The following is an 11,877-nucleotide window of genomic DNA, read 5'->3' as shown; positions in this document are numbered from 1 at the left end:
CCTGACCTGTCTGCCCCGCCTGCCCTGTTCGGTCAGCCGCCGCTGCTGCTGCCGGAGCTGGAGCAGCCGAAGCCGCCTCGGTCCACGGCCTCGCTGCGGCTGAAGGTGCCGAAGTCGGCGCGGCCGTCGTCGACGTCGGCCTCGTAGTACCAGGCGGCGTCGGAGCCGCCGGTCTTCTTCTTGCCGCTCTTGCCCTTGCCGCCGGTGCCGTACGACGAGCTTGAGCTGGTGCCGGAGTTGCAGTTCTTGTCCGCGATGACCTTGTAGCCCTCGTAGGTGTAGCTGTCGCGGTCGACGCAGCGGCGGTCCGGTTCCGAGCCGCAGGAGGTCAGGGCCGCGGCTATGACTCCCATGCCGCCCAGTACGACCGTGCTGGAGCGCAGCCGACGTCGTGATTCCGCCATGTGTGTCTCCCCCGATGACGTCGCTGATGCCGGTGGTGGCGGTCGACGCCGATGTTTCTGGTTGTCTGTTTCTGGTTGTCGTGTGGCGAACAGCTTAGAGATCGCCGCTCGTGTGACTGTCGGAGGGCTGCCCTTCGTCCGCTCCCCTACAGTCGCTTTGTGCTGCTTGGGATGGTGTGTGCACTGGGTGCGGCGGTCTGTTTCGGTACGGCCACGGTCCTGCAGGCGATGGCCGCGCGGGCGGCGAGCGCGCAGGGGGGTCGGGGCGGCGAGGCCGGGATGTTGCTGCGGGCGTTGCGGCAGTGGCGTTATGTGGCCGGGCTTGCGCTGGACGGGCTGGGGTTCGTGTTGCAGGTCGTCGCGCTGCGGGCGCTGCCCATCTATGCCGTGGCGGCGGCGTTGGCGTCCAGTCTCGCGGTGACCGCGGTGGTTGCCGCGCGATTGCTGCGGGTGCGGTTGCGGCGGGGTGAGTGGGGTGCGGTGGGGGTGGTGTGTGCCGGGCTGGCGATGTTGGGGCTCGCGTCGGGGACGGAGGGGGATCTGGGCGGGTCGGACGCGTTGAAGTTCTCGATGCTCGGGGTGGCGGTGGCGGTGTTGGGGGTCGGGCTGGCGGGTGGACTGTTGCCTGAGCGGGGGCGGGGGTTGGTGCTGGGGCTGGCGGCCGGGTTCGGGTTCGGGGTGGTGGAGGTGTCGGTGCGGCTGATCGATTCGGTGGGGGTGTCGGAGTTGCTGGGGAATCCGGCGACGTATGCGTTGCTGGTGGGGGGTGGGGCGGCGTTTCTGGCGCTTACTTCGGCGTTGCAGCGGGGGTCTGTGACGGTGGCTACCGCGGCGATGGTGATCGGGGAGACGGTCGGGCCGGCGGTGGTGGGGGTGGTGTGGCTGGGGGATCGGACGCGGGAGGGGTTGGGGTGGCTGGCTGTCCTGGGGTTTGTGGTGGCTGTGGTGGGGGCGTTGGCGTTGGCGCGGTTCGGGGAGGCGCCGGTCGTCTCCGACGGTGGGGAGCGTGTGGCTGTGCGGTGACCTGTCGTGGTGGGTGGTTTCCTCGCCCCCGCCGCCCCTGCCCGTCCCATCGCCAGGGGCTGTGCCCCTTCGCCCCCGGCCCTCCTGGGGGCTGTGCCCCCAGACCCCCGCTCCGGCCCTCTGAAGGGCCTTGTCCTCAAACGCCGGACAGGCTGAAAGCCTCGACCGGCGGCGGGACGTGACCGCGTTCCCTCAGCTGGAGGCAGGCAACCCTTTACGGCAGCACCCTGCACAACGCCTCCAACGCCCCCGTCCACGCGTGATCCGGTGGTGTCCCGTAGCCCACCACCAGCGCGTCCGCCGGCTCCGTCGTCGCCGACTCGTGGCGGAAGAAGGTCAGGCCGTGGAGGGCCAGGCCCTGCCAGGCCGCCGCTTGGACCACTGACTGTTCCGTGCCGGGTGGGAGGCGGAGGAGGACGTGGAGGCCGGCCGCGATGCCGGTGACGTGGAGGTGGGGGGCGTGCCTGGCCAGGGCGCGGACCAGGGCGTCCCTGCGGCGGCGGTAGCGCAGGCGGGCGGCGCGGACATGGCGGTCGTAGGCACCGGACGTCAGGAACTCGGCCAGGGTCAGCTGGTCCAGCACCCCGCACGTGTCCACATGGCCCTTCGCCGCCGTCACCTCCTCCATCAGCGTCGACGGCAGCACCATCCACGCCAGGCGCAGGCCGGGGGCGAGGGACTTGCTGGCCGTGCCCAGGTAGACGACGTGCTCGGGGTCCAGCCCCTGGAGCGCGCCGACGGGCTGGCGGTCGTAGCGGAACTCTCCGTCGTAGTCGTCCTCCAGGACCAGGCCGCCGGTGCGGCGCGCCCAGTCCACCACCGTCGCCCGGCGGTCCCGGTGCAGCGGCACCCCCATCGGGAACTGGTGGGCGGGCGTGAGCAGCACCGCGCTCTCGTGCGTCAACTCCGCCACACTCGTGCCCAGTTCGTCGAACGGGAGGGGGTGGGTGGACAGTCCGGCCGTCGTCAGTTGCCTCCAGTGCGGCGGCAGGCCGTACGACTCCACCGCCACCCGCTGCGCGCCGCGCGCCCGCAGCACCCTGCCGAGCAGTGACAGACCGTGCCCGAAACCCGCGCACACCACGATGCGTTCGGGATCGGCGCGCACGCCCCTCGCGCGGGAGAGGTATCCGGCGAGGGCCGTGCGCAGGTCGGCATGGCCGCGCGGGTCGCCATAGCCGAGGGCCTGGTGCGGGGCCGCGAGGAAAGCGCGGCGGGCCGCCTTGAGCCACTCCGTGCGGGGGAAGGCGGAGAGGTCGGGGGTGCCGGGGACCAGGTCGTAGGCGGGGCGGGGGCGGGGGCGTGAGCCGTCCCGGCGGGGTGGGGTGGTGGTGCGAGGTGCGGCGGCAGTGGCAGCGGAAACGGAAGCGGTAGCGCCTGGTGAGCTCGGGGCGCCGGGTGAGGCCGGAGAGCCTGGTGAGCCCTGGGCAGCGGTCTGCGGCATCACCGAACCCTCCCTCGCCGGACGGCTCACCGCCCGTCCCGCCGTCCCCTCCCTCACCGGGCCACTCACCGCCCATTCCACCGCCCCCTCCCCCACCGGCCCGCCAACGGCCCGCTCCGCCACCCTCGTCCCCGACCCCTGCCGAGCCGTGAGCCAGCCCTCTGCGACCAGCTCCGCGTAGGCCTCGGCCACCGTGTTGCGGGCGACGCCCAGGTCGGCTGCGAGGGAGCGGGAGGAGGGGAGGCGGGTGGCCGGGGCCAGGCGGCCGGTGCGGACCGCGTCGCGCAGGGCGTCGGTCAGGCCTCGGCGCAGGCCCGGTCCCGCCGGTTCGAGGTGGAGGTCGATGCCCAAAGTGGCCCAAGGTTTCGCCATGGAAATGGACCATACTCCTGGGCTGCTTCGCTCCTAGGGTCGAGATCATGACGACAGCAGACGGCACGACCGCAACGGCCACGTACGCCCCCGAGCGCCCCGCCCGGCTCAGCTGGGCGGAGCACGCACCCGACGTCTACAAGGCGATGATCCGGCTCGACGCGGCCGCCCGGAAGGGACTCGAACCGCAGCTGTACGAGCTGGTGAAGATCCGTGCCTCGCAGATCAACCACTGCGCGTTCTGCCTCGACATGCACACCAAGGACGCGCTCGCGGCGGGCGAGAGCGTCGAGCGGATCGTGCAGCTAGGCGCCTGGGAGGAGTCCGCGCACTTCTACACCCCGAAGGAGCTCGCGGCGATCGAGCTCACGGAGGCCGTGACCGTACTGACCGACGGGTTCGTGCCCGACGAGGTGTACGAGAAGGCCGCCAAGCACTTCGACGAGGCCGAGCTGGCCCAGCTCATCGCCGCGATCACCGTGATCAACGCCTGGAACCGGTTCGGGGTGACCTGCCGTATGGCACCGGGGCACTACCAGCCCGGGCAGCATCAGTGAGCTCACGCACCACCGGTGATGGCCGGCCGTCGCAATCCACCAGGGAGGTACACACCGTGACCCGAGTCGAAGCCTTACGCGCGCTCCACCGCCGCCGCTCCCCCGACGACCCGCTGGTCCTGCCCGGTCCGTGGGACGCCGCCAGTGCCCGCGTCTTCGTCGAGGCCGGGTTCCCGGCACTCGCCACGCCCAGTGCGGGGGTCGCCGCCTCCCTCGGGTACGAGGACGGGCAGACTCCGGCCGACGAGATGTTCGCGGCGGTCGCGCGCATCGTGCGGGCGGTCGACGTGCCGGTGTCGGCGGACATCGAGGGCGGGTACGGGATCCCGCCCGGGGAGCTGGTGGAGCGGCTGCTGGAGACGGGTGCCGTCGGGTGCAACCTGGAGGACTCCGAGGGCGGCGTCCTCAAGGACCCGCGCGCGCACGCCGACTGGCTCGCCGAGGTGCGGCAGGCCGCCGCAGACCGGCTCTTCCTCAACGCCCGGATCGACACCTTCATCCGGGCCCGCCGGGACACCGACCCCAAGCAGGCCGCGGAACAGGCCATCGAGCGGGCCGCGTTGTACGTCGCCGCCGGTGCCGACTGCGTGTACCCGATCGGCGCCCCCGTCGACGTACTGCCGCTGCTGCGGTCCGGCATCCAGGGGCCGGTCAATGTGCACGGCACGGTGACCGGTGGCCCCTCGCCCGCCGAACTCGGCGCACTCGGGGCCACCCGGATCACGTTCGGCCCGGGGCTCCAGCGCAGGGCCGACGAGGCGCTGCGCGAGATCGCGGCCGACCTCGGGAAGTGACCGTCAGGACGGCCGCGCCATCCCGAGGCTCAGGACAGCCACGCCTTCCACGTGGACTCGTGGCTGTCCACCCACTTCTTCGCCGCCTCCTCAGGCGACAGCTTCTGCTCGGCGATCATCAGGGAGACCTGGTTCTGGTCCTCGGTCGTCCACTTGAACTTCTTCAGCAGGGCCGCCGCCTCACCGCCGTTCTTCGAGAAGTCGGCGTTGAGGTACTTCTGCAGCGGGGTGTGCGGGTAGGCGCAGGCGACCTTCTCCGGGTCCGCGTCGCAGCCCTCCTTGTACGCCGGCAGCTTCACCTCGGTCATGGGAACCTTCTTGAACAGCCACTGCGGCTCGTACCAGTACGTCAGGAAGGGCTTCTTGGCCTTGGCGAACTGCTTGATCTGGGTGATCTGCGCGGCCTCCGAACCGGCGAACACCACCTGGTAGTTCAGGTCCAGGTTGTTCACCAGCGCCTTGTCGTTGGTGACGTAGGACGGCGAACCGTCCATCAGCTGGCCCTTGCCGCCGCTCTCCGCGGTGCGCAGCTGATCGGCGTACTTGTTGAGGTTCTTCCACTCGGTGACGTCCGGGTGGGCCTTCGCGAAGTACGTCGGCACGAACCATCCGATGTGACCGGTGACCCCGAGGTCGCCGCCGGGCACGATCGTCCTCTTGTCCTTGACGTAGCGCTGCTCCTGGTCGGGGTGGCCCCAGTCCTCCATGATCGCGTCGACCCGGCCCTGGCTGAGCGCGTCCCAGGCGGGGATCTCGTCGACCTGGACGGTGTCGACGCGGTAGCCGAGCTCGTGCTCCAGGAGGTACTGGGCCACGGCGACGTTGGCCTGGGCGCCGACCCAGGACTGGATGGAGAGCGTCACGGTCTTGGCGCCCTGCGCGTTGGCGAAGGGCGACGACTGCTTGGTCATGTCGGCGGCACCGCAGCCGGTCAGCAACGCCAGGGAGGACACGCCGGCCACCACGGCAGTGGTCCGCATACGTCGGATACGCATTCGCATGTCACGCTCCCTTCTTCGCGCGGCGTTCGGTCGGCTGCGTCACCCGGTCCAGCATCAGACCGAGACAGACGATCGCGGCACCGGCCACCAGGCCGGTCGCCAGGTCGCCCCGGGCGAGGCCGGCGACGACGTCGTAGCCGAGCGCGCCACCGCCGACCAGGCCGCCGATGATGACGACGGCGAGGACCAGGACCACGCCCTGGTTGACGGCGAGCAGCAGTGCCGGGCGGGCCAGCGGGAGCTGGACCTGCCGCAGCTGCTGGGCGGGTGTCGCGCCGAGCGAGCGGGACGACTCCAGGGCGGCCGGGTCGACCTGGCGCAGGCCCTGGGTGGTGATGCGGACGACGGCGGGCAGGGCGTAGACGACGGCCGCGGCGACGGCGGGCGCGCGGCCCACGCCGAACAGTGCGACGACCGGGATCAGGTACACGAACTGCGGCATCGTCTGGAAGACGTCCAGCACGGGGCGCAGCATCCGCTCGACCCGGTCGCTGCGCGCCGCCGCGATGCCGGTCGCGAAGCCCAGGACCAGGGTGACGGCGACGGCCGCCAGGACCTGGGAGAGCGTGTCGAGCGACGAGCCCCACACGCCGAGGACGCCGATCGCGGCCATGGCGAGCACGGCGGTCAGCGCGGTGCGCCAGGTGCCGATCAGCCAGGCGAGCGTGGCGACGATCAGCAGGACCGACCACCAGGGCAGCCACTGCAGGCCGTCGCGCAGCGGGTTGAGGACCCAGGTGGTGAAGTGGGCCGCCCAGTCGGCGGTGCCGCCGATGACGGGGACGCCGGAGTAGAGGTGGTCGGTCATCCAGTCGACGCCGCGGTTGACGGGCTCGGCGAAGTTCAGGGTCCAGGCGTCGGGCCAGTCGAGGCGGCCAGCGAGACGTCCGGCGACGGCCACGGCCAGGGCGGCGGCCAGGGCGTACAGCGAGCGTGCCCGGCCGTTCGGCCGGGGTTCGTCACCGAGCCGCTCCCCCGCCGCACCGGTCACCCGGTCGAGTACGACGGCGAGCAGCACGATCGGGATGCCGGCCGCGAGGGCGGCACCGACGTCGACGGTGGCCAGCGCCTGGTAGACACGGTCACCGAGGCCGCCCGCGCCGATGACGGACGCGATGACCACCATGGACAGCGCCATCATGATCGTCTGGTTGAGGCCGAGGAGGAGTTCCTTGCGGGCCAGCGGGATCCGGGCGGTGAGCAGCCGCTGTCGTGCGGTGGTGCCCATCGACTCGACCGCCTCCAGCACCTCCTTGTCGGCGCCGCGCAGACCGAGGGCGGTGAGGCGGGCCATCGGCGGGGCGGCGTAGACGACGGTGGCCAGGACGGCGGCGGGGACACCCATGCCGAAGACCAGCACGACCGGGAGCAGGTAGGCGTAGGCCGGGAGCACCTGCATGGTGTCCAGCACCGGGCGCAGGGCCCGGTCCATACGGTCGGACAGCCCTGCGGCGAGGCCCAGCACCACACCCACGACGGCCGAGGCGAGCACGGCCACGACCATGAGCGCGAGGGTCTGCATGGTCGGGATCCACATGCCGAGGAACCCGCAGGTCAGGAATGCGACACCGGTACCGGCGGCCAGTTTCCAGTCCGCGACGCGCCAGGCGATCAGGGAGGCGGCGGCGGTGACGCCGGCCCAGCCGGCGGCGAGCAGCACCAGGTAGACGGCTCGTACGGCGACGATGACCGCGTTGCTGAGGTGGCCGAAGAAGTAGAGGAACAGCGGGTGGCTGTCCCGGTTGTCGATGATCCAGTCGCTGACCTTGGTGAGCGGCTCGGAGACGTCGACGGTGAGCGCGCCCGGCCAGGTGCCGCTCGCCCAGCGGGCGTCGGCCAGCGGGACGAGGATCGCGGCGGCGAGCGCGATCAGCAGGAGCTTGCGCACGCCAGGGCGTTTGAGGAAGCCGGGCAGCGCGGTGCGCGGGGCGGCGGCGGTGACCGTGGCCATCACACCACCTCCTTCGCCTGCTCCGTTCCCGCTGCGACGGGCTGCTCCGTCCCCGCGACGATGCCGAGAAGCCCCTCGTGGTCGACCACGCCCAGGCAGCGGCCGTCCTCCATGACGCGGGCCGGGGCCCCGGTGCGCGCCACGGCCTCGATGGCCTCGGACACCGTCGCGTCCGGCGCGAGGGCCGGTCCGCTGCCGGCCTCGTCGGCCGACGCGGTGCGCATGGCCGTACGGACCGTGAGGACCTGTTCGCGCGGGACGTCACGGACGAACTCGCGGACGTAGTCGTCGGCCGGGGAGCCCACGATCTCCTCGGGGGTGCCGAGCTGGACGACGCGGCCGTCGCGCATGAGGGCGATGCGGTCGCCGAGCTTGAGGGCCTCGCTGAGGTCGTGCGTGATGAAGACCATGGTGCGGCCCTCCTCGCGGTGCAGTCGGACGACCTCCTCCTGCATGTCCCGCCGGATCAGCGGGTCGAGCGCGCTGAACGGCTCGTCGAAGAGCAGCACCTCGGGGTCCACCGCCAGGGCTCGGGCCAGGCCGACGCGCTGGCGCTGACCGCCGGAGAGCTGGCCCGGCCTGCGGTGCTCCATGCCCTCCAGGCCGACCTTGGCGACCACGGCGGCGGCCCGCTCACGGCGTTCCGCCTTGCCGACGCCCTGGATCTCCAGGCCGTACGCCACGTTGTCCAGGACCGTGCGGTGGGGCAGCAGGCCGAAGTGCTGGAAGACCATCGCGGCGCGGTGGCGGCGCAGTTCGCGCAGCCGGGTCTTGTCCATGGCGCGGACGTCCTCGCCGTCGATGGCTATCGTGCCGGCCGTCGGTTCGATCAGCCGGGTCAGACAGCGCACCAGCGTGGACTTGCCGGAGCCGGACAGGCCCATGACGACGAAGACCTCGCCCTTGCGGACGTCGAAGGACACGTCTCTGACGGCTGCCGTGCAGCCGGTGCGGGTGCGCAGTTCGGCGGGGGTGAGCTCGGTCAGTTCCGGGTCGGCGGGGACCAGGTGCGGCTTGGGGCCGAAGACCTTCCACAGGCCTTCGACGGAGAAGACCGGCGTCTCGGCCGGGGGCTTGCGGGTCTCGGGCGTCGTGTTCTGCGGCGCCGTCTGAGGGGTCGTACTCATCACGCCTCACCTCCCATCAGGTCGACGGCCTTCTCCCCGACCATGAGCACCCCGATCATCGGGTTCACGGCGGTCATCGTCGGGAAGACGGAGGCGTCGGCGATTCGGATTCCGTTCAGGCCGCGGATCCGCAACTGCGGGTCCACCACGGCCAGTTCATCGTCGGCGGCGCCCATACGGCAGGTGCCCGCCGGGTGGTACACGGTGTGCGCGACCTTGCGCGCGTACTCGCTGAGCTCCTCGTCGCCGGTGACCTCCGGGCCGGGGCACACCTCGCGCTTGAGCCAGCCGGCGAGCGGTTCGGTCTTGGCGATCTCTCGGGCGATCCTGATGCCGTCGACGAGGGTGCGGCCGTCGTAGTCGTCCTCGTCGGTGAAGTACCGGAAGTCGAGCGCGGGCTTCACGGCCGGGTCGGCGCTGGTCAGGTACAGCCGGCCGCGGCTCTTCGGCTTGGGGATGTTCGGGGTCATCGAGACGCCGAACTCCGGCCGCTGGTAGCCGAGGCGCTCCGGGTTGTCCGTGAACGGGACCTGGTAGAAGTGGAACATCAGGTCCGGGCCCTGGTGTTCGGGGTCGCGGCGCACGAAGAGGCCCGCGTCGGAGTCCATCGCGGAGTTGTCCGGGATCGGTCCGTCGGTCTCCCAGACGATCACCGACTCGGGGTGGTCGAGCAGGTTCTCGCCGACGCCCGGCAGGTCGTGGACGACCGGGATGCCCAGCGCCTCCAGGTCCTGGCGGCGCCCGATGCCGGAGTGCATCAGCAGGCGGGGCGTGTCGACGGCGCCCGCGCACAGGACGACCTCGCCTCGGGCGCGGATCAGCAGTTCCTCGCCGTCCTTGGTGCGCACGTGGACGCCCTCGGCGTGGGTGCCGTTCAGCTCCAGCCGGTAGGCCCAGGTCTCCAGCAGGATGGTGAGGTTGTCGCGCTCGTCCATCACGGGGTGCAGATACGCCACCGACGCCGAGGAACGCTTGTTGTTCTCGGGGTGGTAGGCGAGGTCGAAGAAGCCGACGCCCTCGGTGAAGGGCTGCTTGTTGAAGCCCTCGACGCGGGGGACGCCGAGTGCGCCCTGAGCGGCGTCGACGAAGTCACGGGCGATGGCGTTCCGGTCCTTCTCGTCGACCGGGACGATGTTGTTCTTCAGACGCGCGTAGTACGCCTCCATGGGCACCGCGCCCCAGCCCTTGGCGCCGGCCTCCTCCCATTCGTCCCAGTCGGACGGCAGCGGCTTGAAGGCGATGAGGGTGTTGTGGCTCGAACACCCGCCGAGCACGCGGGCGCGGCTGTGCCGGATGTGGGAGTTGCCGCGGGGCTGCTCGGTGGTCGGGTAGTCGTAGTCCAGCTCACCGCCGAGCAGGCCCATCCAGCGGCGCAGGGTGAGGACGTCGTCCCTGTCCACGTCGCTGGGGCCGCCTTCGATGACGGCGACGGTGACGTCCGGGTTCTCGGTGAGGCGGGAGGCGATGACGGAGCCTGCGGTGCCGCCGCCGATGACGACGTAGTCGTACTCGTGGGTCTTCTCGGGCATGGGGTGGTACTCCAAGGGGGGTTGATCAGGGCTGACTCGGGGGTGTCATGGGGAGGTCAGCCCGCGAACCAGCGCACCGGCCCGGGCGCGAGGTTCTGGTAGACGTGCTTGGTCTCGCGGTATTCGGCGAGTCCGGCGGGGCCGAGCTCACGGCCCACCCCGCTCTTGCCGAAGCCGCCCCACTCCGCCTGCGGTAGGTACGGGTGGAAGTCGTTGATCCAGACGGTGCCGTGGCGCAGCCGTCCCGCGACGCGCCGGGCCCGGCCCGCGTCGGCGGTCCAGACGGCGCCGGCGAGGCCGTACTCGGTGTCGTTGGCGAGGGCGATGGCCTCGTCCTCGGTGCGGAAGGTCTCCACGGTGAGGACCGGCCCGAAGACCTCCTCCCGTACGACGCGCATCTCGCGGTGGCAGTGGTCGAGGACGGTCGGCTCGTAGAAGTAGCCGGTGGCGGGCCTGGTGTGGCCGGCCTCGGGGCGCTTGCCGCCGGAGCGCAGCACCGCGCCCTCCTGAAGCGCGGACTCGACGTACGCCTCGACCTTGGCGCGCTGCTGCTCGGAGACGAGCGGCCCGCACTCGACGCCGCCCTCGGTGCCGCGGCCCAGCCGGATGCGCGAGGCCCGGCGCGCCAGCTCGGCGACGAAACGGTCCCGCACGGACTCCTCGATGATCAGGCGGCCGCCCGCCGAGCAGACCTGGCCGCTGTGGATGAAGGCGGCGTTGAGGGCCTGGTCGACGGCGGTGTCGAAGGCCTCGTCGGTGGCGCAGGCGTCGGCGAAGACGACGTTGGGGTTCTTGCCGCCGAGTTCGAGGGCGACCTTCTTGACGCCGGGCGCGGCGGCCTGGGCCACCTTGGTGCCGCTGACCAGGCCACCGGTGAAGGAGACGAGGTCGACGTCGGGGTGCTCGGCGAGCCGGGCGCCGACGGAGTGACCGGGGCCGGTGACGATGTTGGCGACACCGGTCGGCAGCCCCGCCTCGACGAGCAGCTCGATGAGCGCGATGGTCGTCAGCGGGGTGATCTCGCTGGGCTTGACGACGAAGGTGTTCCCGGCGGCGAGCGCGGGCGCGATCTTCCAGCTGGCCTGGAGGAGGGGGTAGTTCCAGGGCGTGATCAGCGCGCACACACCGACCGGCTCGTGTACGACGACGCTGTGGATGTCGGCCGAGCCCGCGTCCACGACCCGGCCCGGGGCCTCGGCGGCGACCAGCTCGGCGAAGTAGCGGAAGGCGTCGGCGACACAGTCGATGTCGACCCGGCCCTCCTCGACGGTCTTGCCGGCGTCGCGGCTCTCCAGCAGCCCGAGCGTCTCGCGGTCGCGTACGAGCAGGTCGGCGACGCGGCGCAGCAGCGCGGCGCGCTCGGCGACCGGTGTGCGGGGCCACTCCCCCTGCCCTCCGTCGAAGGCTCGATGGGCGGCCGCCACGGCCAGGTCGACGTCCTTCTCGTCACCCTCCGCGACCACGGCGAACGGCAGGGCGTCCGCGGGGTCGAGAATGTCGCGCGTGGCACCCGAGGCGGCCTCGCGCCACTCGCCGCCCGCGTGAATCGTCTGCGGCTCCTGCCGCGCCTGCTGTCCGGTCATGATCGGTGTTGCCTTCCGTTCCTGTTCAGCGCCCCTGAGTCACACAGGTGTCACTCATAGGACCGTCTCCGCCTGCCCCCGGTCTCGCATTG

10 protein-coding genes are annotated in these 11,877 nt (G+C 71.7%); 3 read left to right on the top strand and 7 right to left on the bottom strand.

Translation table 11 applies throughout. The annotated features are described in order from the left end of the window. Nucleotides 1–32: 32 nt before the first annotated feature. Nucleotides 33–404, bottom strand: a complete 372-nt coding sequence (locus POF73_RS02890; RefSeq protein ID WP_272112791.1) for a hypothetical protein — start codon at nt 402–404, stop codon at nt 33–35. A 171-nt stretch (nt 405–575) separates the two neighbouring features. Here POF73_RS02890 and POF73_RS02885 point away from each other — a divergent pair, with 171 nt between their 5' ends. Further along, nucleotides 576–1,427 (top strand): hypothetical protein, encoded by an 852-nt coding sequence (locus POF73_RS02885; protein ID WP_272112909.1) that lies wholly within the window; start codon nt 576–578, stop codon nt 1,425–1,427. Between the two features lie 214 nt (nt 1,428–1,641). On the opposite strand, the gene POF73_RS02880 is transcribed toward POF73_RS02885, so the two are convergent. Further along, nucleotides 1,642–3,243, bottom strand: a complete 1,602-nt coding sequence (locus POF73_RS02880) for an aminotransferase-like domain-containing protein (protein ID WP_272112790.1) — start codon at nt 3,241–3,243, stop codon at nt 1,642–1,644. 47 nt (nt 3,244–3,290) lie between these two features. Here POF73_RS02880 and POF73_RS02875 point away from each other — a divergent pair, with 47 nt between their 5' ends. Next, nucleotides 3,291–3,800: a carboxymuconolactone decarboxylase family protein gene (locus POF73_RS02875; protein ID WP_272112789.1), complete on the top strand. Its 510-nt coding sequence runs from the start codon at nt 3,291–3,293 to the stop codon at nt 3,798–3,800. A 56-nt stretch (nt 3,801–3,856) separates the two neighbouring features. Beyond that, on the top strand, nt 3,857–4,594 hold the full coding sequence (locus tag POF73_RS02870) for an isocitrate lyase/PEP mutase family protein (protein ID WP_272112788.1): 738 nt from the start codon (nt 3,857–3,859) through the stop codon (nt 4,592–4,594). A gap of 29 nt (nt 4,595–4,623) precedes the next feature. Here POF73_RS02870 and POF73_RS02865 read toward each other — a convergent pair whose 3' ends face one another. From POF73_RS02865 to POF73_RS02845, 5 genes are read right to left on the bottom strand one after another with little or no spacing between them, the layout of a single operon-like run. Further along, the gene (locus POF73_RS02865) at nt 4,624–5,595 is read right to left on the bottom strand and encodes an ABC transporter substrate-binding protein (RefSeq protein WP_443049397.1); all 972 of its coding nucleotides are present in this window, start codon (nt 5,593–5,595) and stop codon (nt 4,624–4,626) included. Nucleotide 5,596: 1 nt separating this feature from the next. Next, nucleotides 5,597–7,546, bottom strand: a complete 1,950-nt coding sequence (locus POF73_RS02860; RefSeq protein ID WP_272112787.1) for an ABC transporter permease — start codon at nt 7,544–7,546, stop codon at nt 5,597–5,599. Then, entirely contained in the window at nt 7,546–8,673 is a 1,128-nt protein-coding gene (locus POF73_RS02855) for a quaternary amine ABC transporter ATP-binding protein (protein ID WP_272112786.1), read from the bottom strand. The genes POF73_RS02860 and POF73_RS02855 overlap by 1 nt, the downstream gene beginning before the upstream one ends. After that, the gene (locus POF73_RS02850; protein ID WP_272112785.1) at nt 8,673–10,202 is read right to left on the bottom strand and encodes a GMC family oxidoreductase; all 1,530 of its coding nucleotides are present in this window, start codon (nt 10,200–10,202) and stop codon (nt 8,673–8,675) included. Before POF73_RS02850 ends, POF73_RS02855 begins: the two co-directional genes overlap by 1 nt. Before the next feature lie 56 nt (nt 10,203–10,258). Further along, nucleotides 10,259–11,785: an aldehyde dehydrogenase family protein gene (locus tag POF73_RS02845; RefSeq protein WP_272112784.1), complete on the bottom strand. Its 1,527-nt coding sequence runs from the start codon at nt 11,783–11,785 to the stop codon at nt 10,259–10,261. Nucleotides 11,786–11,877 lie beyond the last annotated feature (92 nt).

The organism is Streptomyces sp. HD (genome assembly GCF_028369295.1).
Taxonomy (GTDB): domain Bacteria; phylum Actinomycetota; class Actinomycetes; order Streptomycetales; family Streptomycetaceae; genus Streptomyces.
The sequence above is the reverse complement of the archived record's forward strand: the minus strand, read 5'-3'. Positions and strand labels throughout refer to the sequence as shown.